The organism is Gammaproteobacteria bacterium (assembly GCA_035501935.1).
GTDB lineage: Bacteria > Pseudomonadota > Gammaproteobacteria > JAJPIJ01 > JAJPIJ01 > JAJPIJ01.
In genome coordinates this window covers 40,737-66,359 of record DATJVC010000019.1, presented here as the reverse complement: position 1 = coordinate 66,359, position 25,623 = coordinate 40,737, and the positions used below count along the sequence as shown (strand labels likewise).

General features: G+C 63.5%; 27 protein-coding genes. 21 read left to right on the top strand and 6 right to left on the bottom strand.

The features are described from left to right. The first annotated feature begins 141 nt into the window (after positions 1 to 141). From pheA to VMH34_05050, 13 genes are all read left to right on the top strand, one after another. Positions 142 to 1,248 (top strand): prephenate dehydratase, encoded by a 1,107-nt coding sequence (pheA, locus tag VMH34_05110; GenBank protein ID HTT08151.1) that lies wholly within the window; start codon positions 142 to 144, stop codon positions 1,246 to 1,248. 17 nt (positions 1,249 to 1,265) lie between these two features. Further along, positions 1,266 to 2,381 carry a histidinol-phosphate transaminase gene (gene hisC / locus VMH34_05105; protein ID HTT08150.1) on the top strand — a complete coding sequence of 372 codons (1,116 nt, stop codon included), beginning with the start codon at positions 1,266 to 1,268 and terminating at the stop codon, positions 2,379 to 2,381. Positions 2,382 to 2,386: 5 nt separating this feature from the next. Then, positions 2,387 to 3,265: a prephenate dehydrogenase/arogenate dehydrogenase family protein gene (locus tag VMH34_05100; protein HTT08149.1), complete on the top strand. Its 879-nt coding sequence runs from the start codon at positions 2,387 to 2,389 to the stop codon at positions 3,263 to 3,265. Further along, entirely contained in the window at positions 3,262 to 4,596 is a 1,335-nt protein-coding gene (gene aroA, locus VMH34_05095; GenBank protein HTT08148.1) for a 3-phosphoshikimate 1-carboxyvinyltransferase, read from the top strand. Before VMH34_05100 ends, aroA begins: the two co-directional genes overlap by 4 nt. Then, positions 4,593 to 5,285 carry a (d)CMP kinase gene (cmk, locus tag VMH34_05090; GenBank protein HTT08147.1) on the top strand — a complete coding sequence of 231 codons (693 nt, stop codon included), beginning with the start codon at positions 4,593 to 4,595 and terminating at the stop codon, positions 5,283 to 5,285. The genes aroA and cmk overlap by 4 nt, the downstream gene beginning before the upstream one ends. 165 nt (positions 5,286 to 5,450) lie before the next feature. After that, positions 5,451 to 7,121 (top strand): 30S ribosomal protein S1, encoded by a 1,671-nt coding sequence (rpsA, locus tag VMH34_05085; GenBank protein ID HTT08146.1) that lies wholly within the window; start codon positions 5,451 to 5,453, stop codon positions 7,119 to 7,121. Between the two features lie 76 nt (positions 7,122 to 7,197). Next, positions 7,198 to 7,491 (top strand): integration host factor subunit beta, encoded by a 294-nt coding sequence (locus VMH34_05080; protein ID HTT08145.1) that lies wholly within the window; start codon positions 7,198 to 7,200, stop codon positions 7,489 to 7,491. 85 nt (positions 7,492 to 7,576) lie between these two features. Then, a complete protein-coding gene (locus VMH34_05075) occupies positions 7,577 to 7,876 on the top strand; it encodes a lipopolysaccharide assembly protein LapA domain-containing protein (protein HTT08144.1) in 300 nt (99 codons plus the stop codon). Then, on the top strand, positions 7,863 to 9,050 hold the full coding sequence (gene lapB / locus VMH34_05070) for a lipopolysaccharide assembly protein LapB (GenBank protein ID HTT08143.1): 1,188 nt from the start codon (positions 7,863 to 7,865) through the stop codon (positions 9,048 to 9,050). Before VMH34_05075 ends, lapB begins: the two co-directional genes overlap by 14 nt. 185 nt (positions 9,051 to 9,235) lie before the next feature. After that, positions 9,236 to 9,946, top strand: coding sequence for an orotidine-5'-phosphate decarboxylase (gene pyrF, locus VMH34_05065; GenBank protein HTT08142.1), 711 nt, complete (start codon positions 9,236 to 9,238; stop codon positions 9,944 to 9,946). Between the two features lie 10 nt (positions 9,947 to 9,956). Then, positions 9,957 to 13,421, top strand: a complete 3,465-nt coding sequence (gene mfd / locus VMH34_05060) for a transcription-repair coupling factor (GenBank protein ID HTT08141.1) — start codon at positions 9,957 to 9,959, stop codon at positions 13,419 to 13,421. 214 nt (positions 13,422 to 13,635) lie between these two features. After that, complete coding sequence (locus tag VMH34_05055) at positions 13,636 to 14,169, top strand: CsiV family protein (GenBank protein ID HTT08140.1); 534 nt, start codon at positions 13,636 to 13,638, stop codon at positions 14,167 to 14,169. A gap of 123 nt (positions 14,170 to 14,292) precedes the next feature. After that, positions 14,293 to 14,595, top strand: coding sequence for a hypothetical protein (locus VMH34_05050; protein HTT08139.1), 303 nt, complete (start codon positions 14,293 to 14,295; stop codon positions 14,593 to 14,595). A gap of 3 nt (positions 14,596 to 14,598) precedes the next feature. On the opposite strand, the gene VMH34_05045 is transcribed toward VMH34_05050, so the two are convergent. From VMH34_05045 to VMH34_05035, 3 genes are read right to left on the bottom strand one after another with little or no spacing between them, the layout of a single operon-like run. Then, on the bottom strand, positions 14,599 to 15,363 hold the full coding sequence (locus VMH34_05045; protein ID HTT08138.1) for an S-methyl-5'-thioinosine phosphorylase: 765 nt from the start codon (positions 15,361 to 15,363) through the stop codon (positions 14,599 to 14,601). Next, positions 15,360 to 15,926, bottom strand: coding sequence for a hypoxanthine-guanine phosphoribosyltransferase (locus VMH34_05040; protein ID HTT08137.1), 567 nt, complete (start codon positions 15,924 to 15,926; stop codon positions 15,360 to 15,362). Before VMH34_05040 ends, VMH34_05045 begins: the two co-directional genes overlap by 4 nt. Further along, a complete protein-coding gene (locus tag VMH34_05035) occupies positions 15,923 to 16,789 on the bottom strand; it encodes an ATP-binding protein (protein ID HTT08136.1) in 867 nt (288 codons plus the stop codon). Before VMH34_05035 ends, VMH34_05040 begins: the two co-directional genes overlap by 4 nt. A 163-nt stretch (positions 16,790 to 16,952) precedes the next feature. Between VMH34_05035 and glyA the strand changes: the two genes are divergently transcribed. From glyA to thiL, 8 genes are read left to right on the top strand one after another with little or no spacing between them, the layout of a single operon-like run. Further along, complete coding sequence (gene glyA / locus VMH34_05030; GenBank protein HTT08135.1) at positions 16,953 to 18,353, top strand: serine hydroxymethyltransferase; 1,401 nt, start codon at positions 16,953 to 16,955, stop codon at positions 18,351 to 18,353. A gap of 36 nt (positions 18,354 to 18,389) precedes the next feature. Beyond that, the gene (gene nrdR / locus VMH34_05025) at positions 18,390 to 18,986 is read left to right on the top strand and encodes a transcriptional regulator NrdR (GenBank protein HTT08134.1); all 597 of its coding nucleotides are present in this window, start codon (positions 18,390 to 18,392) and stop codon (positions 18,984 to 18,986) included. 33 nt (positions 18,987 to 19,019) lie between these two features. Then, positions 19,020 to 20,138, top strand: coding sequence for a bifunctional diaminohydroxyphosphoribosylaminopyrimidine deaminase/5-amino-6-(5-phosphoribosylamino)uracil reductase RibD (ribD, locus tag VMH34_05020; GenBank protein ID HTT08133.1), 1,119 nt, complete (start codon positions 19,020 to 19,022; stop codon positions 20,136 to 20,138). An 8-nt stretch (positions 20,139 to 20,146) separates the two neighbouring features. Then, positions 20,147 to 20,755, top strand: coding sequence for a riboflavin synthase (locus VMH34_05015; protein ID HTT08132.1), 609 nt, complete (start codon positions 20,147 to 20,149; stop codon positions 20,753 to 20,755). Between the two features lie 35 nt (positions 20,756 to 20,790). Next, positions 20,791 to 21,894, top strand: coding sequence for a bifunctional 3,4-dihydroxy-2-butanone-4-phosphate synthase/GTP cyclohydrolase II (ribBA, locus tag VMH34_05010; protein ID HTT08131.1), 1,104 nt, complete (start codon positions 20,791 to 20,793; stop codon positions 21,892 to 21,894). A gap of 16 nt (positions 21,895 to 21,910) precedes the next feature. Then, positions 21,911 to 22,381 (top strand): 6,7-dimethyl-8-ribityllumazine synthase, encoded by a 471-nt coding sequence (gene ribH, locus VMH34_05005; protein HTT08130.1) that lies wholly within the window; start codon positions 21,911 to 21,913, stop codon positions 22,379 to 22,381. Beyond that, positions 22,378 to 22,836, top strand: coding sequence for a transcription antitermination factor NusB (gene nusB, locus VMH34_05000; GenBank protein ID HTT08129.1), 459 nt, complete (start codon positions 22,378 to 22,380; stop codon positions 22,834 to 22,836). Before ribH ends, nusB begins: the two co-directional genes overlap by 4 nt. Positions 22,837 to 22,884: 48 nt before the next feature. Next, positions 22,885 to 23,823, top strand: coding sequence for a thiamine-phosphate kinase (gene thiL / locus VMH34_04995; GenBank protein HTT08128.1), 939 nt, complete (start codon positions 22,885 to 22,887; stop codon positions 23,821 to 23,823). On the opposite strand, the gene VMH34_04990 is transcribed toward thiL, so the two are convergent. From VMH34_04990 to VMH34_04980, 3 genes are read right to left on the bottom strand one after another with little or no spacing between them, the layout of a single operon-like run. Beyond that, a complete protein-coding gene (locus tag VMH34_04990; protein ID HTT08127.1) occupies positions 23,789 to 24,595 on the bottom strand; it encodes a class I SAM-dependent methyltransferase in 807 nt (268 codons plus the stop codon). The genes thiL and VMH34_04990 overlap by 35 nt on opposite strands. Positions 24,596 to 24,651: 56 nt before the next feature. Beyond that, the gene (locus VMH34_04985) at positions 24,652 to 24,885 is read right to left on the bottom strand and encodes a hypothetical protein (protein HTT08126.1); all 234 of its coding nucleotides are present in this window, start codon (positions 24,883 to 24,885) and stop codon (positions 24,652 to 24,654) included. A 40-nt stretch (positions 24,886 to 24,925) separates the two neighbouring features. Continuing rightward, positions 24,926 to 25,417 (bottom strand): acyl-CoA thioesterase, encoded by a 492-nt coding sequence (locus VMH34_04980; GenBank protein ID HTT08125.1) that lies wholly within the window; start codon positions 25,415 to 25,417, stop codon positions 24,926 to 24,928. Positions 25,418 to 25,623 lie beyond the last annotated feature (206 nt).

Here is a 25,623-nt window from a genome sequence, read left to right as displayed (position 1 = left end):
GGCAACGGCAACGGCAACGGCAACGGCAACGGCAACGGCAACGGCAACGGCAACGGCAACGGCAACGGCAACGGCAACGGCAACGGCAACGGCGAGGAACCCGTGTCGAACGCGGACGCGAAATCCTGATCGGGTGACACCATGGGCAAAGATCGGAACAGGGGCAGGGGAGAAAATCGCAATCTCGAATCCCTGCGTGCGCAGATCGATGCCGTGGACGATCAATTGCTGGATTTGATCGCGCAACGCGCGGCACTGGCGGGCCAGGTTGCCGGCGTCAAGGAGGCGCAGGGTGAAGCCACCCGCTACCGGCCGGAACGCGAGGCGCAGATCCTGCGGCGCATTCTCGAACGCAATTGCGGACCGCTGGCCAATGAGGAAATCGCGCGGTTGTTCCGCGAGATCATGTCGGCCTGCTTGGCGCTGGAGCAGCCGTTGCGCGTGGCCTATCTCGGCCCGGAAGGCACCTATACCCAGGCCGCCGCGCACAAGCATTTCGGCCACTCGGTCAGGACCGCGCCCCATGCCTCCATCGAAGAGGTGTTCCGTGAGGTTGAGGCGGGCGCCTGCCACTATGGCCTCGTGCCGGTGGAAAATTCCATTGAAGGCGTCATTCATCACACGCTCGACAGCTTCATGCAATCACCGCTGACCATATGCGGCGAGGTCGAGTTGCGCATCCGCCATCATCTGCTGAGCAGGGGCAAAACGCTCCGCACCGTGCGGCGCGTGTACGCGCATGCACAGGCGCTGGCTCAGTGCCGGCACTGGCTGGACAAGGAATTGCCGCACGCCGTCCGCGAGCCGGTGTCCAGTAACGCCGGCGCCGCCCGCCGTGCGGCCGCCAGGGCCGGCACGGCCGCGATCGCCGGCGAGGCGGCGGCGGAGTTATACGGCTTGCGATCGCTGGCGGCCGGCATCGAGGACGATCCATCCAACACCACGCGCTTTCTGGTCATCGGCCATGAGTCCGTGCCGCCCAGCGGCGATGACAAGACCTCGCTCTTGTTTTCCACGCCCAACAAGCCCGGCGCGCTGCATCACGTTCTGGGCGCCTTCGCCGAGGGCGGCATCAGCATGACGCGCATCGAATCGCGCCCGTCGCGGCGCGGCATGTGGGATTACTATTTCTTCGTGGACATCGAGGGCCATACCGACAGCCCGCCGGTGGCGGCAGCGATTGATCGTTTGCGCGAACGCGCCGCCATGGTCAAGCTGCTGGGCTCCTATCCCCGCGCGGTGCTTTGAAAACCTCCTGCGCCGGCATGACTGCGTTGCCCAGGAGGTGCGATGTTCTGGAACTGGCTGTGCCGGGCGTGCGCGGTCTGCAACCGTACCAGCCGGGCAAGCCGATTGAGGAGTTGCAGCGCGAATACGGCATCGCCGATGTCATCAAGCTCGCCTCCAACGAGAATCCGCTGGGACCGAGCCCCGGGGCGCTCGCGATGATCGGAGAAGCGGCGACTGAACTGCACCGCTATCCCGACGGCAATGGTTTCGCGCTCAAGCAGGCGCTGTCCCGACATCTCAAGATCGACACCAGTCAGATCACGCTCGGCAACGGTTCCAATGACGTGCTGGAACTGGTGGCGCGCGCCTTCGTGTCGCCGGGCGACGAGGTGATTTTCTCCGAGCATGCCTTCGCCGTGTATCCGCTGGTGACGCTGGCGGTCGGCGGCCGCGCGGTGGTGACGCCGGCGCGTAATTACGGCCATGATTTGGCGGCGATGCACGAAGCGCTCTCCGCGCAGACGCGGGTCGTGTTCATCGCCAATCCAAACAACCCCACCGGCACGTGGATCAAACGCGACGCGCTGCACGGTTTTCTGCGCGCGCTGCCGGCGCACGTGATCGCGGTGGTGGACGAGGCCTACTTCGAATTCGTCACTGATCCGGAATATCCCGACAGCATGCGCTGGCTGGGTGAATTTCCGAATCTGGTGGTCACGCGCACGTTCTCGAAAATATACGGGCTGGCGGGCTTGCGCATCGGCTACGGCGTTTCTCATCCGCAGGTGGCGGATGTATTGAATCGCGTACGCCAGCCGTTCAACGTCAATGGCCTGGCGCTGGCCTGTGCCGCCGCCGCACTCCGAGATCAGGCGCACGTGCGAAAGAGCGTTGCTCTGAACGAGCGCGGCCTGCGACAGCTGGAGGCGGGCTTCCGCGGACTTGGACTTGAATTCATCCCCTCCGTTGGCAATTTCATCTGCGTGAAGGTGGGCGATGCCGCGGTGGTCTACGAGACGCTGCTGCGGCAGGGCGTGATCGTGCGGCCCATCGCCAACTACGGTATGCCGGAGCATTTGCGCATTACCGTCGGCCTCGAAACCGAAAGCGCGCGCTTCCTTACGGCGCTGCAGAGGTCATTGGGGAAATAGAGACCGTGAGCAAAGTGCCTTTCATAACGCGGCTGGCCGTCATCGGCGTCGGTCTCATCGGCGGTTCGCTGGCGCTGGCCCTGAAACGCATGCGGGCGGTGGGCGAGGTGATCGGCTGCGGTCGCAACGCCGCCGATCTGGAGAAGGGGGTCACACTCGGCGTCATTGATCGCTACTCAACCGACCCGATCCATGCCGTTCGCGATGCCGACGTGGTGATGCTGGCGACGCCCATCGGCGCCATGCGCTCGCTCTTTGAAAAAATCCGCGATCACCTGGCGCCGGAGACCGTGGTGACGGACGCCGGCAGCGCCAAGGCGAACGTGATTGCGGACGCGCGCACGGCGCTCGGCGCGCGCTTTGCCGATTTTGTGCCGGGTCATCCCATTGCCGGCACGGAGAAAAGCGGCGTGGAGGCCGGTTTTGCTGATCTTTACAGCGGCCATCGCGTCATCCTCTGTCCGCAACCCGAGACGCGTATGAGCGCATTGTCGAAGGTGCAGCGGATGTGGGAGCTCGTGGGCGCGCAGGTGGAGCAGATGGACGCCGTCCACCATGACGTCATCCTCGCCCGTACCAGCCATCTGCCGCATCTGGTGGCCTATGCGCTCGCGGACGTGCTGGCCGCGACAAAGCCGCAGAGCGAGGTGCTGCGCTTCGCCGCCGGCGGGTTCCGCGATCTGACACGCGTGGCCTCGAGCCCGCCGGTGATGTGGCGCGACATCGCGCTCGCCAATCGCGAAGCGCTGCTCACGGCCTTGGATGAATATCTTGCTGCGCTGAACACCATTCGCGCTGCGGTTGCCGCGCAGGACGCCGCGGCGCTGGAAAAAATCTTCGCTCGTGCGAAAGCGCTGCGCGATTCCCTGCCGCCGCGCAAATGAGTTCGAAGGGCCACCCGCAGTTCGAAGTGCAGCCGGGAGCAAAATTGTGCGGCACGTTGCGCGTGCCGGGCGACAAGTCCATCTCTCATCGTGCCTTGATGCTGGGCGCGATCGCCGAAGGCGTCACCGATATCAGCGGATTTTTGGGAGGCGAGGACACGCTGGCTACAGTCGCCGCTTTCCGGACCATGGGCGTGCGTATCGAGCGCACCGGGGATCGGGTGGTGGTGCATGGCGCGGGACTGCATGGCTTGAAGGCGCCCGCCGGCCCGCTCAATCTCGGCAACTCCGGTACTTCCATGCGTCTGCTGACGGGTTTGCTGGCGGGACAAAAATTCGATACCACGCTGGTTGGCGACGAGTCCCTGTCAAAGCGGCCGATGCGTCGCGTGGTCGAACCGCTTTCGCAGATGGGCGCGCGCATCGACACCACGCCCGCCGGCACGGCGCCGCTCTACATTCACGGCGACAGAAAGCTTGCCGGTATTGATTATGAGATGCCGGTCGCCAGTGCCCAGGTGAAATCCTGCCTGCTCCTGGCGGGTTTGTATGCGAGCGGCGTGACCACGATCACCGAGCCTGCGCCCTCGCGCGATCATACCGAGCGCATGCTTAAGACCTTCGGTGTCGGGATCGACGTCGATGGCATTCGCGTGTCGATACACGGCGGCCAGCAGTTGCGCGCAGCGCCGATTACCGTGCCGGCCGATATTTCCTCAGCTGCGTTTTTCATGGTTGGGGCCGCGATTACGCCCGGTTCCGACGTGACCTTGAAGGATGTCGGCGTCAATCCGACACGCACCGGCATCATCGATATCCTGAAGACCATGGGCGCCGATCTGCGATTGTTGAATGAACGCACGGCAGGCGGTGAGCCGGTCGCCGACATACGCGTGCGCGGTGGTGCCTTGTGCGGCATTCGCATCGACGAGCGCTTGGTGCCGTCGGCCATCGACGAATTCCCGGCCATCTTCATTGCCGCCGCCGCCGCTTCCGGCGAGACTGTATTGACCGGCGCCGCGGAGTTGCGCGTGAAGGAAAGTGATCGTATCGCCGTCATGGCAGAAGGCCTGCAACGGCTGGGCATCGATGCCCAACCCTTGGCGGATGGCATGCGCATCATGGGCAAAGGCGGGGATGGGGCTGCAATTTTCAACGGTGGGGAGATCGACAGCCATGGCGATCACCGTGTCGCGATGTCGTTCGCCATCGCCGCCCTGCGCGCCGCGGCGCCGATCAAAATCCGTGACTGCGCCAACGTCGCCACCTCGTTCCCCGGTTTCGTCGAATGCGCACAAGCCGCCGGGTTGGCAATACGGGGGCAGCCTTGAGCAATGTGCCGGTGATCACGGTGGATGGACCCAGTGGCACGGGCAAGGGCACGGTGTGCCAGCGGCTGGCGCAGACGCTGGGCTGGCACTTTCTGGACAGCGGCGCGCTGTACCGCGTGGTGGGCCTGGCGGCGCAACGCGCCGGCGTGAGTCTGGTTGCGGAACAGCCTCTGGCGGCATTGGCGGCAAACCTCGATTTGCGATTCGTCCCGGATCCTCGCGCCGAACACGGTATGGCCATTTTGCTCAATGGCGGCGATGTCAGCGCCGCCATTCGCACCGAGGAGGCAGGTGGCGCGGCCTCCCGGGTCGCGGCTTTTCCCTCCGTGCGGGCGGCGTTGCTCAAGCGTCAGCGCGCCTTCCGGCAGCCTCCGGGGCTCGTGGCCGATGGCCGCGATATGGGGACCGTGGTTTTCCCCGATGCGGCGCTTAAACTGTTTCTAACCGCCAGTCCGGAGGAACGCGCCCGGCGACGCCATAACCAGTTGAAACAAAAAGGGATTGATGTTAGTCTGCGCGCCCTTCTCGAGGACATCCTCGCCCGCGACGAACGCGATCGCGGGCGCGCCGTGTCGCCGCTTATCCCGGCCGCCGACGCCAAGCTGGTCGATACGACGGCATTGGGTATCGAGGCAGTGATCGGGCAGGTGATGCGATATGTCCGTGAGCAGGGACTGTTGAGTTCTTAAGGTATTTTCCTGACGCCAGTTCGACGTGGGAAGAAATATCCAAGGGAGCAGTCAGGGATTCCGGCGCGAATGCACCGGGATCAAATTTCAACCACAACCCGCGAGTAGCGCGGTTTACACAGTAGAGGACGGGGGTCCTGCCTCCGGAACCAGGGTTTTCCAATCATGACGGAGAGTTTCGCAGAATTATTTGAACAGAGTATCAGTGGCGCCAAGATGCGGCCCGGCGCCATCGTCACCGGCACCGTGGTGGCCATCGATGAAGAGTGGGTCACCATCAACGCCGGACTGAAGTCCGAAGGTCTCATCCCCGCCGCGCAGTTCCGCACCGAGGGCGGGGGGCTCGAAATCAACGTAGGCGATCATGTGGACGTGGCGCTGGACGCCGTGGAAGACGGCACCGGCGCGACCAAGCTTTCCCGCGAGAAGGCCAAGCGCGCCATGGCGTGGACGCGGCTGGAGAAGGCCGCCGAGGCCGCCGAGACGGTCACCGGCGTGATCACGGAAAAGGTCAAGGGCGGATTCACGGTGGACATCGAGGGCGTGCGCGCCTTCCTGCCCGGCTCGCTGGTCGACGTGCGTCCGGTGCGCGACACGAGTTATCTGGAAGGCAAGCCGCTGGAGTTCAAGATCATCAAGGTCGATCGCAAGCGCAACAACGTGGTCGTCTCCCGCCGCGCGGTGGTCGAAAGCGAGGGCAGCGCCGAACGTGAGACCCTGATCAGCAGCCTGAAGGAAGGCGCCACCATCAAGGGCATCGTCAAGAATCTGACCGATTACGGCGCCTTCATCGATCTCGGCGGCATCGACGGCCTGCTGCACATCACCGATATGGCATGGAAGCGCGTCAAGCATCCCTCCGAGGTGGTGCAGATCGGCCAGGAGGTCGAGGTCAAGGTGCTCAAGTTCGACCGCGAGCGCATGCGCGTGTCGCTGGGCCTGAAGCAATTGGGCGATGATCCGTGGGTCGATCTGGCGCGCCGCTATCCGGTCAAGACCCGGCTGTTCGGCAAGGTCACCAACATCGCCGACTACGGCTGCTTCGTCGAGATCGAGGACGGCGTCGAGGGGCTGGTGCATGTCTCCGAGATGGACTGGACCAACAAGAACGTGCATCCCTCGAAGCTGGTGCACGTGGGCCAGGAGGTCGAGGTCATGGTGCTGGATATCGACGAGGAGCGCCGCCGCGTGTCGCTCGGTATCAAGCAGTGCCAGCCCAATCCGTGGGAGGATTTCGCCGGCAAGCACAACCGTAACGACAAGGTGACCGGCGTCATCAAATCGATTACGGATTTTGGCATTTTCATCGGCCTGGAGGGCGGCATCGACGGTCTCGTGCATCTCTCGGATTTGTCGTGGAACGAGAGCGGCGAGGAGGCGTTGCGTCGCTACAAGAAGGGCGATCAGGTGGAGGCCATTGTGCTGTCCGTGGACGCCGAGCGGGAGCGTATTTCGCTTGGCATCAAGCAACTGGAGAAGGATCCGCTGTCGAATTATCTCGACGTGCACGAGAAGGGCAGCATCGTCAAGGGCGTGGTCAAGGGCATCGATGCCAAGGGCGCCGTGATTACGCTCGCCGAGGGTGTCGAGGGCACGCTCCGCGCCTCCGAGCTGTCACAGAACGAGGTTGATGACGTCCGCAAGGTGCTGAAGGAAGGCCAGGAGATCGAAGCCCTGCTGGTGGGCGTGGATCGCAAGAAACGCAGCCTGACGCTGTCCATCCGCGCCAAGGAAAGCGAGGAGGAGCAGGCGGCGTTGCAGGAGTACAGCCAAGAGAAGGATGCGGTGACCACCCGTTTGGGTGATATTTTGAAAAAGAAGCTGGACGCAAAATAATCCTGACGTCGCAGCGTCGCTGTCATTACCGGTGGCGCCGCACCATCAGGGGGCAGGCCAGGTTATAGGGGGGCGCATGACCAAATCGGAACTGATTGAAATACTCGCCGGCAAACAGACGCAATTGGGACACCGCGATGTCGAGCTGGCGGTGCGCACCATGCTGGAGCACATGGCCAGCACCCTGTCGCTGGGCTCGCGCATCGAGATCCGCGGTTTCGGCAGTTTCTCCCTGCATTACCGGCCGGCGCGTGTCGGTCGCAATCCCAAGTCCGGCGAACCGGTGATGCTGCCGGCCAAGCATGTGCCGCACTTCAAGCCCGGCAAGGAACTGCGCGAGCGCGTCAACGTCACCGCCGCCGCTTCGTAGACATGCCTTTGCAGGCGCCGCGGGCCTGCCCCTATACTGAAACCCGCGGTGGGCCGGCCCCCGGCCGCTGACCCGCGGTGCCCTGATGGTGCGACTGCTGAAATTGATCGTCTGGCTGCTGCTCGTGGCCCTGGGATGGCTGCTGTACAGCCGCAATCCCGGGCCGGTGGTGTTTGATTACTACGTCGGACACATCGAGTGGCCGCTGTCCGTGCTGATGGCCGCAAGCCTGCTCGCCGGCGCCGTGCTGGCGGCGCTGGCTTCGCTGTGGCCCCTGTTCAAACTCAAGCGCCAGAACTGGCGGCTGCGCCGTCAATTGCGGCGGAGCCAGGTTGCTGCGCTGCCGCCGCCCACTTCTCCGGCTGGTTCAAATGCCCTTCGATAGCGTCGCCCTGTTCTGGTTGTTGCTCCCGGTGGCCGCCGCCTCCGGCTGGCTGGCGGCCCTGCGCGGCGAGCGGCATCGGCGGGCGCAGGCGCGCCAGGCCCGCCAGCGCCTTTCTCCGCACTATTTCCGCGGTATCAATTATCTGTTGAATGAGCAGCCCGACAAGGCCATTGAGGTCTTCATCAAGGTGCTGGAGATCGAGAGTGAAATGGTGGAAACCCACCTGGCCCTGGGCAATCTCTTCCGTCGCCGCGGTGAGGTCGATCGTGCCATCCGCATTCATCAGAACCTGATCGGCAACCGCAGCCTGTCGGATGAGGAACGCACTCTGGCGATGCTGGAACTGGGCATGGATTACATGCGCGCGGGCCTGCTGGATCGCGCCGAGGAATTGTTCAAGCAATTGCTGGACGGCGGCATGCACATCCGCCAGTCGCTGAAACAGCTGGTCGACATCTATCAGCAGGAGCAGGACTGGAACAAGGCCATCGACACCGCCCGCCGCCTGGAGCAGGTCTCCGGCCGCAGCCTGCATCCGATGATTGCGCATTTCTACTGCGAGCAGGCCGAGGAGAGCTGGCGCCAGCGCGAACCTGCGCGCGCCCAGCAGTTCGTCGACACCGCGCTGGAGGTGGATCCCAAGTGCGTGCGCGCCAATTTGATGGCGGGCAGGGCGGCGGAGGATGCCGGTGATCTGCAATCAGCGCTGGAGCGCTACCGGCATATCGAGGAACAGGATCCCGATTTCCTCCCCGAGGCCATGGACCCGTTGTTGCGCTGTTACCGTTCGCTCAAACGCATGGATGAGTTCACCATCTATCTGCGCGGCCTGGCGGAAAAGCACAATGCCATTACGCCGGTGCTGTTGCTGGCGGAATTGCTGGCCGAACGCGAGGGCATCGATACCGCCCTGGAGTATCTGAGCGGCGCCCTGCACCGGCGGCCCAGTGTGCGCGGGCTGGAGCGGCTGGTGCACTACGCGCTGGCACATGCCGAGGGAAGGGCGCGCGACAACTTTCTCCTGCTCAAGGAATTCGTTGCCAAATTGCTGGAGAACAAATCCGTATACCGATGCAACCAATGCGGCTTCACCGGGCGGCTGCTGCACTGGCAGTGCCCGGGGTGCAAGAATTGGAATACCGTCAAGCCCATCCACGGCATTGAAGGTGAATAAAGCTCGTGATTAAATCTACTGCGCAGCCCATCCGCTTTGTCGCGCGGTGCCCGGAATCCTCATCGACTGTCGCGCCAACTCCGGTTCCTGCGCTCCGTGCTCCTCGCGGCCGGACGTGCTCATGACGATTTGTTCACAAGCTTCAATAGCTCTCGTGTGGATCTGACATCACAGTTAATTTTGAAATGAGTTCCCATATAGAGAATCCGCGCATCATTGTGGCGCTGGATTTTGATAATGCCGGCGAAGCACTGGCACTGACACGCCGGCTGGACCCCAAGCGCTGCCGCGTCAAGGTGGGCAAGGAATTGTTCACGCGCGCCGGCCCGGCGCCGGTGGAGAAACTGACGGCGGCGGGGTTTGATGTGTTTCTCGATCTCAAATTCCATGACATCCCCAACACCGTGGCGGCGGCCTGCGCCGCCGCCGCCGACCTGGGCTGCTGGATGATCAATGTCCACGCCAGCGGCGGTCAGGCGATGATGATGGCGGCCCGTGAAAGTATGGAGCGGTATCCGCGCCGGCCGTTGCTGGTGGCGGTCACCGTGCTGACCAGTCTCGCCGCCGAAGATCTCGCAGCGATCGGAATGAAGGATACCCCGGAGGCGGCCGTATCAAGGTTGGCGGCACTGACACACAAGGCGGGCCTCGATGGCGTTGTGTGTTCAGCGCACGAGGCCGCAAGTCTGCGCCGCGAATTACCGCGCGATTTTCTGCTGGTGACGCCGGGCATACGGCCGGCCGGTGGCGACGCCGCTGATCAAGCGCGTGTGGCCACGCCCGCGGAAGCCCTGCGCGCGGGCGCGGATTACCTGGTCATCGGTCGCCCCGTCACCCGCGCCGCCGATCCACTCCAGGCCCTCGCCGGCATCGAGCGTGAGATCGACGGCGTTTGAAGATTCTTCGATGAACTCCGGCATCTTCGCGCCGCCGCGGCCACAGGGACCGGGCGCGGTGATCAGCTGGCGGCAGTTGCACGGCAGCGCCGAGTCGCTTGCGATAACACAGGCCGCCCTGGCACACGCCGGGCCGGTGCTGGTGTTGACGCCGGACACGCTCTCCGCCGAACGCCTGCTCACCGAACTGCAATTCTTCCTCGGTCGATCCAGCCGCCTGCCGCTGCTGCATTTCCCGGATCGGGAGACGCTGCCCTATGACCAATTCGCCCCGGCGCAGGATGTTCTCTCCGATCGGCTGGCGGTGTTGTCCCGGCTGCCGCAACTGAAAAACGGCATCGTGGTGACAGCGGCGGCGACCGCCATGCACCGGCTGTGTCCGCGGAGTTATGTCGAAGGCCGGACGTTTGATCTGCGCCGTGGCCAGCAACTCGATCGGGAGGACTTCCGCCGGCGGCTTGAAGCCTGCGGCTACCGCGCAGTCCCGCAGGTGATGGAGCACGGCGAGTTTGCGATCCGCGGCTCCCTGATTGATGTCTTCCCGATGGGCGTCGTGGAGGCATACCGCATCGACCTGCTCGACGACGTCATCGACAGCCTGCGGACCTTCGAGCCGGAAACCCAGTGTTCCACCGGCGCCGTGGAGTCGGTGCAATTGCTGCCGGCCCGTGAATTTCCCCTCGATGCGGCCGCCATCAGCACCTTCCGGCAGAGCTGGCGTGCGCGGTTTGAAGGCAATCCGGCCGGGTCTCCCTTGTACAGCGATGTCAGCCAGGGATTGTGCCCGGCGGGCATGGAATATTACCTGCCGTTGTTTTTTGATCGCACCTCCACGCTATTTGATTATCTGCCTCAAGGCACGCTCGTCGTTGAGGCCGCGGGTGTAGCCGGCGCGGGGCGTCATTTCTGGGAGGAGATCGAAGATCGCCATGAACAGGGACGCCACGACGTCAGGCGGCCGTTATTGCCGCCCACCGATCTCTTTATGGAACCAGAGGAGCTTTCCACATCATTCAACGTTTTTCCGTTGATCAAGCTGGGTGCGGAGGCAGAGGCAGTGCCATCCGGTGAGATCCATCTCGGGACAAAACTGCCACCCACGCTGCCGGTGGACGTGCACGCGCCGCAGCCGTTTCTGCTGTTGCGGCGGTTTCTGGACGATTTCCCCGGTCGCGTGCTGCTGGTGGCGGAATCCGGCGGGCGGCGCGAAACCCTGCTCGAACTGATGCGGGGGCAGGAACTCGCGCCCGAACTCATCGATGACTGGCCGGCCTTCATGGCGGGCAAGACGCGGTTGGGATTGACGGTGGCGCCGCTGTTCCGCGGCGCGCTGATTGAATCGCCGCCGCTGGCGGTGGTGAGCGAGGTGCAGCTGTTCGGCGAGCGCGCGGTACAGCAGCGTCGCGCCCGCCGCGCCGCCACGCGCGATCCGGAGGCCATCATCCGCGATCTGGCGGAATTGCGTCCCGGCAGCCCGGTGGTGCATGAGCAGCACGGCGTGGGTCGTTATCGCGGCCTGATCACGCTGACCGTCGACGGCATCCCCGGCGAATTTCTGCATCTGGAGTACGCCGGCGGCGACAAATTGTACGTGCCGGTGGCCGCGCTGCAACTGATCAGCCGCTACGCCGGCGTCGATCCGGAACACGCACCGCTGCACAAGCTGGGCAGCAATGCCTGGGCGAAGGCGCGCCGCCGCGCCGCCGAGCGCGTCCGCGACGTGGCCGCGGAACTGCTGGCGCTGCACGCCCAGCGCGCCGCGCGCCAGGGACACGCCTTCACGCTCGACCGCCACGCCTATTCCGTATTCACCGAGGGCTTTCCGTTCGAGGAGACCCCGGATCAGGCGCGGGCCATCGACGAGGTCGTCAATGACATGACCGCCGGGCGGCCCATGGACCGGCTGATCTGCGGCGACGCCGGTTTCGGCAAGACCGAGGTGGCGATGCGCGCGGCGTTCGTCGCCGTGCACGACGGCCGCCAGGTGCTGCTGCTGGTGCCGACCACCTTGCTGGCGCAGCAACACGTCCAGACCTTCAAGGATCGCTTCGCCGACTGGCCCGTGCGCGTTGAGAACCTGTCGCGCTTCCGTTCGCGCAAGGAGCAGACGGCGGTCATGGCGGGGCTGGCCGACGGTACGGTCGACATCGTCATCGGCACCCACAAACTGCTGGCCTCCGATCTGCGCTGCAAGCGCCTCGGCCTCGTCATCATCGACGAGGAACACCGCTTCGGCGTGCGCCAGAAGGAGCGGCTCAAGGCCCTGCGCGCCGAGGTGGACGTGCTGACGCTGACGGCCACGCCCATCCCACGCACGCTCAATCTGGCGCTGACCAGCGTCCGCGACCTGTCGTTGATCGCCACACCCCCGGCGCGGCGGCAGGCGGTAAAAACTTTTCTTCGCGAATGGGACGATGGCCTGCTGCGCGAGGCCCTGCTGCGCGAGATCGGCCGCGGCGGGCAGGTCTTTTTCCTGCACAACGACGTGGACAGCATCGAAGAGATGGCCCGCAAGGTGGCCACGTTGTTGCCGGAGGCGCGCGTGCGCGTGGCGCACGGCCAGATGCGCGAGCGCGATCTGGAGCGGGTCATGCTCGATTTCTACCACCGCCACTTCAACGTGCTGGTCTGCACCACGATCATCGAAACGGGCATCGACATCCCGACGGCCAACACGCTGATCATCCACCGCGCCGACAAGTTCGGTCTGGCGCAGCTCTACCAGTTGCGCGGCCGCGTGGGCCGCTCCCATCACCGCGCTTACGCCTATCTGCTGGTGCCTTCCATCCGCGGGTTGTCGGCGGACGCGGCCAGGCGGCTGGAGGCGGTCGCCGCGTTGGAGGAACTGGGCGTCGGCTTTACGCTCGCGACCCACGACTTGGAGATCCGCGGCGCCGGGGAGATCCTGGGCGAGGAACAGAGCGGCCACATTCAGGAGATCGGCTACGGTCTGTATATGGAATTGCTGGATCGCGCCGTGGCGAGTCTCAGGAGCGGCAAGATGCCGGCGGAAGCGGAGGTTGCAACCGGCGTCGAGATTGAACTGCACGCGCCGGCGCTGTTCCCCGCCGATTACCTGCCGGACGTGCATGCGCGGCTCATGCTCTACAAGCGCATCGCCGGCGTCAGGGACGCCGCCGGCCTGATCACGCTGCGGGAGGAGGTCATAGACCGTTTCGGCCACCTGCCCGAACCGGCGCTTAATCTTTTCCGGCTGGCGGAGATGAAATTATTGTTACAGCCGCTTGGCATACGCAAGGTGGACTTGGGTGAGCGCGGCGGCCGCGTCCTGTTTCACGAACGGCCCAACCTTGATCCGCAGGCGGTGCTGCGGCTCATCCAGCAGCAGCCAAAGTGTTACCGGTTGGATGGCGCCGACAAGTTACGTATCATCAAGGAACTGCCGGAGTTCGACGTCCGCATTGAGGAACTACGGCAACTGGTGGAACGGTTCGGAATCCGGCGGGCCGCGTGATTTTTATCATGAACCATTTCAAAAAATGCCGTTCGTGCTGAGGCCCATCCTGAGGTATCGAAGGATATCGAAGCACGAACGACTTAATGTGCTTGATAATATTCGCCCTTCGATACCTTAGGGCGAACGGCTTTCATACTCTGGTGTAGTTTTGGGATGAGTTTTAATATTCAAAGTTATGAACAAGACAAGTAAAAATATTTTGAAAGCATGGATGCTGATCTTGTCCGCGCTTGCCGCCGCACCGCTGGGGGCAGCGGCGGATTCCGGCTATCAGGTCGAGATCATCGTCTTCGAGCGGAACGCGATGGATGCTGCGGCAACTCATGATGAGAGCAACAACAAGGCGCCGTCGGATTACTCCAATGCCGTGACGCCCGGCACCGACAGTATCGGCTTGCTGACGCCGGGAAGGTTCCAGCTTTCAGGCGCGGAGCAGAAACTCAAACGTTCCGGCCGCACGCCGCTGGTGCACACCGGCTGGATACAGCGGCGCAGCGAGTCCCGCGCCGTGCGCATCACCTCAACCGCAACGGAAGCCGGGGATGCAGCACCGATCGTGGACGGCGCAATGCGCCTGAAGGTCAGCGATCTGCTCAACGTCGGAGTCGACCTGACCTGCCGCGACGGCGGCGATGTCACCTCGATTATAGAAACACGCGCTGTGAAATTCGGCGAGTTGCATTACTTCGACGGTGATCAATTCGGTGTCTTGATGCAAGTCACCCGCACCACCGGCAGCGAATAGTCGACCAAAATAAACGTGACACGCCACACATATTTTTATAACAAACTGTTTTCTTAGGCAAATTTTACATATATGAGCCTCGTGCTAAATTTATTAATATCTTAAACGACACGAGGAACGCACATGAGCGCATCAGCTATAAAAGAAGGCGAGAACGGAGAGTTGGTATTGGAAGAAACTGTAACAGGCATTCAATCTCTCTATGAACAATCCTCTACCTACGATCGGGAAGAGCTTTATAAACGATTCTCTGCTGCTCTATATTCACCAGCACCTTTCACAGCTTGGCAGCCATACGAGAAAATTCTAGAGGAAGCTCATATCGACGTAAAAAATTCAACACATATGCGTTTTGCGGCAGCTGCTTTCGCAAGAGTGATGATGAAAGGGAACGCGCCACTATCTTTCTGCTTTCAAGGGCGATAAAGGTTAACTGGTGTTGAGGGACAAGGTGGCGCGGAGGAGGGCGACGACCTGCGTCATGCCGGCGTTGAGATGCGCCTCGATGATCTGCGGCGTGATGGTCGCCGCGCAGCGGCCGGCGGCACGATTGACTACCACCGCGCAGCAGGCGTAAGGAATCCCCAGCTCGCGCGCCAGCCCGGCCTCCGGCATGCCGGTCATGCCGACGATGTCGCAGCCGTCGCGTTCCATGCGGTCGATCTCGGCGGCGCTTTCCAGTCGCGGCCCCTGCGTTGCGCCATAAACGCCGTGCGGAACCACGTCGATTCCCGCAGTTGCGGCCGCGTCGATCAACTGCTGTTGCAATGAGGGATCGTAGGGCCTCGTGAAATCGACGTGCGTCACCGGTGTGTCGTCGCCCTCGAAGAAGGTGTGCGCGCGGCCGTAAGTGTAATCGATGATCTGATCCGGTATGACGATGCGCTCCGGGCGCATCTCGATGGTAATCCCGCCGACCGTCGCCACGGCGATGATGCCGCTCACGCCCGCCGACTTCAGGGCGTGGATGTTGGCGCGGTAGTTGATGAGGTGCGGCGGCAGGGTGTGTCCCGCGCCGTGGCGGGTGAGAAAGATCACTCGACGTCCGGCGAACTCGCCGTGGATCAGCGGCGCCGAGGGCGCACCGTAGGGCGTGTCCACGCGATCTTCGCGCGTGATCTTGAGGTCGGGCAATCGTTGCAGGCCGCTGCCGCCGATGATGGCGATTGATTTGCTGGTTTTGGAACTACTCATCGCTGATCCTCCCGCACGGCGTAGATGCCGTCCGCATTGCGTAGATAATGGTGGTAGTCCATGCCCCAGCCGAACAGGTATCGATCGGGGGCATGCAGCGCGGCGAAATCCGCATGTGCCGGGCCGTTGCGGCGGGCGATGTCCTTCTCGACCAGCACCGTCATGTATACCGCGGCAGCGCCGTTCGCCTTGCAGCGCGCGGCGATCGCGGCCAGCGTCGTGCCTTGATCGAGGATGTCGTCCACCAGCAGCACGGTGCGGCCGGACAACAAATCGGGTGGCGGACGCAGCCAGTGCAGATCGCGGCCCTGCGTGCCGCCGTGATAGCGGGTGACGTGCACGTAATCCACCTGTAATGGAAACGTCAGGCGGGTCAGCAGATGGCCGGCGAATACCACGCCGCCGTGCATGACCACCAGCAGCAACGGATTGGTGCCGCCCAGCCGGGCGGCGATGACCGTTGCCGTGCGATCGAGGGCGAGTTCGATTTCGGGGCGGGCGTAGAGCCGCTCGGCGTCGCCCTGAACGCGGCGGATTTTTTCCAGCTCAGTGCTGTCGGTCATGGCGATGGCACCGCCGCCCGGCCCGCCCAGTCTCTGGCAAACTGCCATGCGCTGCGGCCGCTGCGCGAGCCCTGCCGCAGGGCCCATTGCAGCGCGGCCTGCTCGACCGTCTCGCCCGCACCGGGAGCGCCCAACCGTTGCAACCAGTGGTGGACGATGCGCAGGTATTCCTCCTGGCTGAAGGGATGCAGCGGCAGCCACAGACCGAAGCGCTCCGAGAGCGAGATGCGTTCCTCGACGGATTCGCCGTGGTGCAGATCGCCATCGATCATCTGCGCCTCCCAGTTGTCGCGCTGCGATTCCGGCAGCAGGTGCCGGCGGTTGGAGGTGGCATAGACCAGGACATTGGCGGCGCCCGCGCGCACGGAGCCGTCGAGGATGACCTTCAACGCCTTGTAGCGCGTATCCTGGGCCTCGAACGAGAGATCATCGCAAAACAGGATGAACCATTCCGGACGATTGGCCAGCCGTTCGATGATGTCGGGCAGATCGGCGAGATGATCGCGATCCACCTCGATGAGCCGCAGCCCCTGATCCGCGAATTCAGTCAGCAGCGCCTTGATGATCGAGGACTTGCCGGTGCCGCGCGGCCCCCAAATCAGTGCGTGGTTGGCCGGGGCGCCGGCCAGAAACTGGCGGGTATTGGCCACGACGCGTTGTTTGGCGTCGTCGATGCACAGTAAATCGTCGAGGCGGGGAATGGCGGAGGCGGTGACCGCCTGCAAATAGCCGTAAAACGCCTCCCGCCGCCAGCAATAGGCCGTGGCCGACCAGTCGACGGCGGTCGGCAGCGGCGGCAGCCTGGCCTCGATGCGAACCAGCAGTTGCTCCAGGCGTTGCAAAAGGGATTCGATGGCGGACATGCGGGGCGGAAATATAACACAGACTCCCACGGCACCCGGACGCAGCGCTGGCAAAATCATGGGCAAAGCGCCGTGCGCCGGAAGTTGATTTTTGTTACTCTGTGCAACCCCGGGCGCCACCGCCCCAGATTCATTTCAGACTTGAAAAATCGAGGACAAGACGATGTTCAGCGCAACGATGAAAATAGCCGGTTTCGACAATGAATTATGGGCCGCGATACAAAACGAACTGCTGCGGCAGGAGGAGCACATTGAGCTGATCGCCTCCGAGAACTACGTGAGCCCCAGGGTGCTGGAGGCCCACGGCACCGTGCTTACCAATAAATACGCCGAGGGCTACCCCGGCAAGCGCTATTACGGCGGTTGCGAATACGTGGACGTCGTCGAACAACTGGCCATCGATCGCGCCAAGCAGTTGTTCGGCGCGGATTACGCCAACGTGCAGCCGCACTCCGGATCGCAGGCCAACGGCGCCGTTTACCTCGCGCTGCTCAATCCCGGCGACGTCATCATGGGCATGAGCCTGGCGCACGGCGGCCATCTCACCCATGGCGCCAAGGTGAACTTTTCCGGCAAACAGTACAACGCCGTGCAATACGGCCTCAATCCCGCCACCGGCGAGATCGACTACGACGCCGCCGAGCGGCTGGCGCTCGAACACCGGCCGAAGATGATCATGACCGGCTTCTCCGCCTACTCGCGCATTCTGGACTGGCAGCGGTTCCGCGACATCGCCGACAAGGTGGGCGCCTACCTGGTCGCCGACATCGCCCATGTCGCCGGGCTGGTGGCGACCGGTTTGTATCCCAATCCCATCAAGATCGTCGACGTGGTGACCACCACCACCCACAAGACCCTGCGCGGGCCGCGCGCCGGTCTGCTGCTGGCCCGCCGCAACGAGGAGATCGAGAAGAAACTCAACAGCGCCGTGTTCCCGGGCATTCAGGGCGGGCCGCTGATGCACGTCATCGCCGCCAAGGCCGTGGCCTTCAAGGAGGCCATGCAGCCGGAGTTCAAGACCTACCAGCAGCAGGTCAAGAAAAACGCCCAGGTGATGGCGAAGACCTTCATGGATCGCGGCGTCAAGATCGTCTCCGGCGGCACCGACAATCACCTGATGCTGGTCGATCTTATCGCCAGGAAGATCACCGGCAAGGACCTCGACGCGGCGCTGGGCCGCGCCAACATCACCGTCAACAAGAACGCCGTGCCGAACGATCCGCAATCGCCGTTCGTGACCAGCGGCATCCGGGTCGGCACGCCGGCCGCCACCTCCCGCGGTTTCAGGGAAGGCGAGGCGAGGACGGTCGCGAACTGGATGTGCGACATCATCGACAACATGGGCAATGAGTCCGTGGTGGAGGGCATCAAGAAGAAGGTGCTGGACCTATGCAAGGCCTTCCCGGTTTACGGCAAGGCCGCACCGGCGACCGTTGCCCGGAAAAAGAAACCCGTGGTAAAAAAAGCGCCGAAAAGGAGGGCCTCGAAAAAGAAAACGCCCGTGAAAAAGAAACGCCCGGCGGCCCGCCGCCGGACGGTGAAGAGAAGGAAGGCCAGGCGCTGAAGATTGGCATGGGTTTGAAACGGCACGTTCGCCCACATGCGCTGCCCGTACTGCACCCATATTGACACCCGCGTCATCGACTCCCGCTTCGCCAATGAAGGCGAGCAAGTGCGGCGACGGCGGCAGTGCGAGCGTTGCAAGGAGCGCTTCACCACCTATGAAACCGCCGAGCTCAGCATGCCGCGCATCATCAAGTCGCGCGACAAGGCGCGTGAGGCGTTCAGCGAGGAAAAGCTGCGCGCCGGCATGGATCGCGCACTGCGCAAGCGGCCGGTGGAGACCGAGAAGGTGGACGCGGCCATCGCCCGCATCAAGCGCCGCCTGCGCGAGAGCGGCGAGCGTGAAATACAGTCCGGCCGCATCGGCAACTGGGTGATGGAGGAGTTGCGCGATCTCGATCACGTGGCCTACATCCGTTTCGCGTCCGTTTACCGCAGCTTCGGCGACGTGCGCGCCTTTCTGGATGAAATCGCCGGTCTGGAGAATGTCCTCCCGCCCGAGGTCAAGCGCAGCCAACTGCATCTGGCTCTGCCTGAAGGCGGGGCTCCGCCACCCGCGCCGGCCGAGAGCGGCAAGCGCGCCGGGAAAAAGAAAACGCCAACGCGCGCGCCCGCGGGTCGCGGGAAGCGCTGACAGACCACCAACCATAAATTTCCAATCGTGTTTATGACCGCCTCCCCGTTTACGGCGGATGATTACGGCCACATGGCGCGCGCCCTGCAACTGGCCGTACGTGGCCTCTCGGGCGCGCGTCCCAATCCGCGCGTGGGCTGCGTGTTGGTGAAGGATGGCCGCGTCATCGGCGAAGGCTGGCATGCCTACGCCGGCGGGCCGCACGCCGAGATCGTCGCCTTGCAGGCGGCGGGGGCGGAGGCCCGCGGCGCGACGTGCTACGTCACGCTGGAACCCTGCCGCCATCAGGGCCGCACCGGACCCTGCACCACCGCCTTGATTGACGCCGGCGTGCGCGAAGTCGTGGCGGCCACGGAAGATCCCAATCCAAAAATGACCGGCGAGGGGCTGGCGATCCTGCGCGCGGCCGGCATTGCCACCCGCGCGGGTCTGCTCGCCGGCGAGGCGGAGAATTTGAACGCGGGATTCCTGCGGCGCATGCGCGGCGGCGGGCCTTACGTGCGCGTCAAGGCGGGCATGTCGCTGGACGGCCGTGCGGCGCTCGCAGGCGGAGGGAGCCAATGGATCACCGGCGCGGCGGCGCGGCGCGACGTGCAACGCTGGCGGGCGCGAAGCTGCGCCGTCGTGACCGGCGTCGGCACGGTGCTGGCCGATGACCCGCGCTTGAACGTGCGCGAACCCGACGCGCTCGAAGGCCTGCGCGAGCAGCCGTTGCGCGTGGTGCTGGATGCGAAATTGCGCACCCCGCCAAAGGCGCGCCTGCTGACCGAACCCGGTCGGGTGCTGATTTTTACCGCCACGGCGGATGATGAACGCACGAAAAAATTGCTAGCCGCCGGCGCCGGGATCGAAACTCTCCCGGCGCCGGACGGTCGGCTGGATTTGACCGTGGTGTTGCAACGGCTGGCGCAGCGGGAGATCAACGAGGTGTGGGTGGAGGCCGGCCCGCGATTGACCGGCGCCTTCCTGCAATCGCGCCTGGCCGATGAACTGATCGCCTATGTCGCGCCCAAACTGCTGGGACACGACGCCCGCGCCATGGCCGAGTTTCCGCCATTCGATACACTGGCGGACGCGCCGGAATGGCATTGGCGGGACGTGCGCGTCTGCGGCACGGATTTGCGCCTTATACTGGCGCCAAAGCAAAGGTAAACACAACCATGTTCACCGGCATTGTTGAAACCCTGGGACGCATCACGCAGGCACAGCCGGCGGGCGGCCACCTGCGGCTGGTCCTCGAGCCGGGCGCGATCCCACCTGCCGAACTTAAAGTGGGGGACAGTATTGCCGTCAACGGTGCGTGCCTGACCGTGGCGGCCGTCGAAGCAGCGGGATTTGCGGTGGACGTGTCGCCGGAATCCCTGCATTGCACGACACTGGGCTCGCTGTCGGCGGGAGATCGGGTCAATCTGGAACGCGCCGTGGTGGCGGGGCGGCGCCTGGACGGCCATCTGGTCTGCGGCCACGTCGACGGTGTCGGCAAAATTCTGGCGCGTGAGATGCAGAACGACGCGCTGGAACTGGCCATCATCGCGCCGGAGGAATTGAAGAAGTTCATCGTGCGCAAGGGGTCGGTGTGCGTGGATGGCGTCAGCCTGACGGTGAATGAAGTGCAGGACAACGCCTTTTCCGTGCAGATTGTGCCGCACACCCGCACGCAGACGCTGTGCGGCGGCTACCGGGTGGCTGACCGCGTCAACATCGAAGTGGATCTGGTCGCCCGCTATCTCGACGGGCTGCTCGCTGCGCGGGTGGACACGCATAAATAAATCGCGGGCGGTGTCGTGCACGGTATAATCGCGCCATGACGATCAGCGACACCGAGGAAATCATCGACGAGATCATCCGCGGCCGCATGGTCATCATCATGGACGATGAAGACCGCGAGAACGAGGGCGATCTGCTCATGGCCGCGGAACGCGTGCGGCCGGAGGACGTCAATTTCATGGCCCGTTACGGGCGCGGGTTGATTTGCCTGACGCTGACGCGCGAACGCTGCCAGCGGCTCGGCCTGCCGCTGATGGTGCGCGACACGTATTATCATGAGGGCACGAATTTCACCGTTTCCATCGAGGCGGCGCGCGGCGTGTCCACCGGCATCTCCGCCGCCGATCGCGCGCTCACCATACGCACGGCGGTGGCGGCGGAGGCCAAACCTTCCGACCTCGTGCAGCCAGGTCATGTGTTCCCGCTGATGGCGCAGCCGGGCGGCGTCCTGCGCCGCGCCGGCCACACCGAGGCCGGCTGCGATCTGGCGCGGCTCGCGGGCCTCGAACCGGCGGCGGTGATCGTCGAGATCCTGAAAGAGGACGGCAGCATGGCGCGGCGGCCCGATCTGGAGGTCATGGCCCGCGAACACGGTTTGAAGATGGGCACCATTGCCGATCTGATCCGCTACCGGATTCACCACGGTCGTACCATCGAGCGCGTGGCGATCGCCAAAAAGTCAACAGAATTCGGCGAGTTTCAAGTCGTGGCCTATCGCGACACCGTGCTGGGACACGTGCATCTGGCGATGGTCAAGGGCGGCATCGACGCCGGGCGGCCGACGCCGGTGCGCGTGCATGTTGAAAATCCGCTATATGATCTCACGGCTTGCCATCCGCCGCGCGGCTGGTCGTTGCGCGAGGCCTTGCAGCGGGTCGCGAAGGAGGGCTTCGGGGTGGTCGTCATCCTCCGGCACCAGTTCGAGCCGGGAGATTTGGTCCTGCAGGCCCGGCAGTGGGAGGGCGATGCCGCGACCGCGGAACCCGCGCCGCCCGCGGGCCAGGACAATCTGCGCACCATTGGGTTGGGTGCCCAAATCCTGGCGGACCTGGGCGTGAGAAAGATGCGCGTGATGAGCCGCGCGCGCAAGTACAATGCGTTGTCCGGTTTTGGTCTCGAAGTGGTGGATTATCTGACGTGAGGCGGCAATGGCCGAAATGACGCAAATCACAGGTGGAGAGAAGACCGGCAAATCCGTCCGTGTGGGCGTCATTGCCAGCCGGTTCAACAGTGCCATCGCCGATGCCCTGCTCAAGGGTTGCATCGAGACGCTGCGCGCCGGCGGCGTGGTGGAAAAGGACATCACCGTGGTCCGCGTGCCCGGCGCCTTTGAAATTCCGTTTGTCGCCCGGCGGATGGCGGCGCAGGGCGACTGCGACGTGTTGATTGCGCTCGGCGCCGTCATCCGCGGCGAGACCCCGCACTTCGACTACATCGCCGGCCAGTGCGCCCGCGGCGTGGCCGAAGTCAGCGCCGATCTCGACGTGCCCGTCATCTTTGGCGTGCTGACCACCGAGACGCTGCCGCAGGCGGCGGCGCGGGCCGGCGGCGAGGTGGGCAACAAGGGCGCCGACGCGGCGCGCGCCGCCATCGAAATGGTGAACGTGCTGCGGGCGCTGACCAAATGAGCAGTATTTCCGCGCCGGCGACAGTCATTGATCACCGGGCGCGGGCGCGGGCGCGCCGCTGCGCTGTGCAGGCGCTGTATCAATGGCAGCTGGCCGGGCAGGACCCGGCGGACATCCTGAACGAGTTCATCGCCGAACGCGAAGTCGTGCACGTTGATCTGGATTATTTCCGCCTGCTGGCGCGCGAGATTCCCGCCCACGCCATCGAACTGGAGCAGGACCTGTTGCCGGTATTGAACCGCCCCTGGCGCGAACTCGATCCGGTGGAGCGCGCCATTCTGCTCATCGGCGCCTACGAGTTTCATTTTTGTCCGGAGGTGCCCTGGCGCGTCGTCATCAACGAGGCCATTGAACTCGAGAAGATGTTCGGCGCCGAGCAGGGCCACCGCTACATCAACACCACGCTCGACAAGCTGGCGCATCAACTGCGGCCCCAGGAAATCGCCGCCAGCTGATTCTCCCGCGGCAGGCCGGCTTCTGTACTCCGTTATAATCCAGCCACCATGCCGCTCTCCGAATTCGAATTGATCTCGCGCTATTTTGAGCGGCCCGTCCGCCGCGGAGACGTGGCGCTGGGCATCGGCGATGACGCGGCGTTGCTGCGACCGCCGCCCGGACAGGAGCTGGCGGTGTCCACCGACACGCTGATCGCCGGCGTGCATTTCCGCGAGGATGCCGCGCCGGCCGGCATCGGCTATCGCGCGCTGGCCGTCAACCTGAGCGATCTGGCGGCCATGGGCGCGGAACCCGCCTGGGTCATCCTCGCGCTGACGCTGCCGGCGGCGGATGAGGAATGGCTCACCGGTTTTTCGGCGGGCTTCTTTGAGCTGGCGGAGGCGCACGGCGTGGCGCTCGTCGGCGGCAACACCGCACGTGGGCCGCTCAATATCACGCTCACCGTGATCGGTTTCGTGCCGGAGGGCGGGGCCCTGCGGCGCGACGGCGCCCGCCCGGGCGACGCGATCTATGTCAGTGGCACCCTGGGTGATGCCGGTTTCGCGCTGGAAAACTGGCGTGGTGCGGACGATGCCGCAAGACGGCGCCTGCTGCGGCCCATGCCGCGAGTGGCGTTGGGACTGGCGTTGCGCGGTATAGCCAGCGGCGCCGTCGACATCTCCGATGGTTTCGCCGCCGATCTGGGGCATATCCTGGAGCGAAGCCGCGTCGGCGCGCATGTCGAGGTGGATCGATTGCCGCTCTCACCCGCGTTGAAGGCACTCGACAGGGCGGCCGCACAGCGGTATGCCTTGAGCAGTGGCGATGACTACGAGCTGTGCTTCACCGTGCCGCCGGCGCGGGAGGCAAGCCTGGCTGAAATCGGGGTTCGATGCGGCTGCACCTTGACGCGCGTGGGCGAAATCACCGCGGGCAAAGGTTTACATCTGACTGCGTCGGAGGGTGGGGCGGTTACTCTCGAACGAACCGGTTATCGCCACTTTTAAAGGCGCCCGGGTGCTGATGCCCATGATCGGCGTGTGTGACATTGACCTTGATCCCCGGTTTGAGATTGAAGCGCTTCTTGACGATTTTCAGGCCGTGTTTTTCCAGCAGCCGCTGCAACGTGTCCTTGCTGAAATAATAAAGATGCTGTGACGGCAGTATCGCTTCCCAGCGGTGCAGCGGTTTGGGCGTGCGCCAGTGCGCCACGTCCGGCGTCGTGAGATAGATGATCCCGGTTGGCGACAATACTCTTTTCATCTCCGCGCAAAACCTGTTCAGATTGGGGACGTGTTCGATGACTTCAACGACGGTGATGACGTCGAAAAACCCATCGGGGAAATTCTGCTCTTCCAAGGATCCGAGAAAGATGTTTTTCAAACCGAAGACCTCGGTCGCGTATTTCACCCCCAGCGGATCGACCTCGACGCCGTAGGGATCGAAGCCCGCGGCGCGGGCGGCCTGCAACGTGAATCCCGCGGAACAGCCGATGTCCAGCCAGCGCCCGCGCGGCACAATTCCCGACAGCCGGCGGACCATCTTTCCGGCCCGGCGGAGCTTTTTTTCATGCTTGTCGATGTAGTGAGTGCTGTAGCCGTGGGTATAGGTATGGATGATGTCCGAATACAGCGGCCGGGGATTGATCATGATCAGCGTGCAACCATTGCAGCGCACGAAAGGTTCGCCGCCCTTTTCAAAAAGCCGGGTGAAGGCAACGCCCTCGCAGATGGGACATGACAGCTGCTGCCAGTTTTCCGGCGATCGCGATGCATTCATCGGATGCGGTGACAATCTCCAGGATTTCAGCGGGCGACCGTCGATAGTTCCGGCCGTCACCAGTTCTGAATGGTGGTGTCTTCCATTTCCAGTCCGGCAGCCTTGAGTTCATCGTAAGCGGAGCGCAGGGCCTTGCGTTTGGTATGCAGGACGGCCATGGTCATTTCGCCGACCGCCGTGTCCTTGGTCTTTTTCAGTTCGCGGTCGATGGCGCGAATGCTCTCCTTCAGGCAGCGGGCCATGATCAAGGCGGCTTCTTTGCGGATGGTGATTTGCGGCGCGGTTTTCATGATCTTTACTCCGTTGAGAACAGGGATGGGAATGACGTCTTTATTGTTCCGGTATGCCCACATGCAGGGCGCGGTTGCGTTCGGTAATCTCCTGGCGCATCCCCTTGCGCATGACCGCCGCCTCAAAAAGCTTGCGCTCGGTTTCCGTGGTGATCTCCAGCGGCGTCACACTGCGGGGTCTGCCGGCGTCGTCCATGGCGACCATTGTAAAGTAGCAGGAGCTGGTGTGGCGCTTGGTCTTGGTGTGCAGATTTTCGGCGACGACCTTGATGCCGACTTCCATCGACGTATTGCCGGTGTAATTGACATTGGCCATGAAGGTCACCAGTTCGCCCACCTCCAGCGGTTCCTTGAATTGCACCAGATCGAGCGAGGCGGTGATCACATAACCCTTGGAATAACGGGCGGCGCAGGCATAGGCGACTTGATCCAGCAGCTTGAGGATGGCGCCGCCGTGCACCTTGCCGGAGAAATTCGCCATGTCCGGCGTCATCAACACGGTCATGTACAGCGATTTTTCCTGCGTACTCATGGGGTCAGGCTTGGTGATTGTAATTTTTACCCGGGGTTCGCGATAAGCATAGCAAGATGCGGGGAATTAAAAAACCAAATCATAACAATCAGTTGGTTATAAAGCCCGGGCCGTCGAATCAATCCTCGACAGTTAATCCGCCATGGACAACAGCAGTTTTCGCGAGTATTCTATCTACCAGTAGATAGATAGTGTCTTTGGAGGCC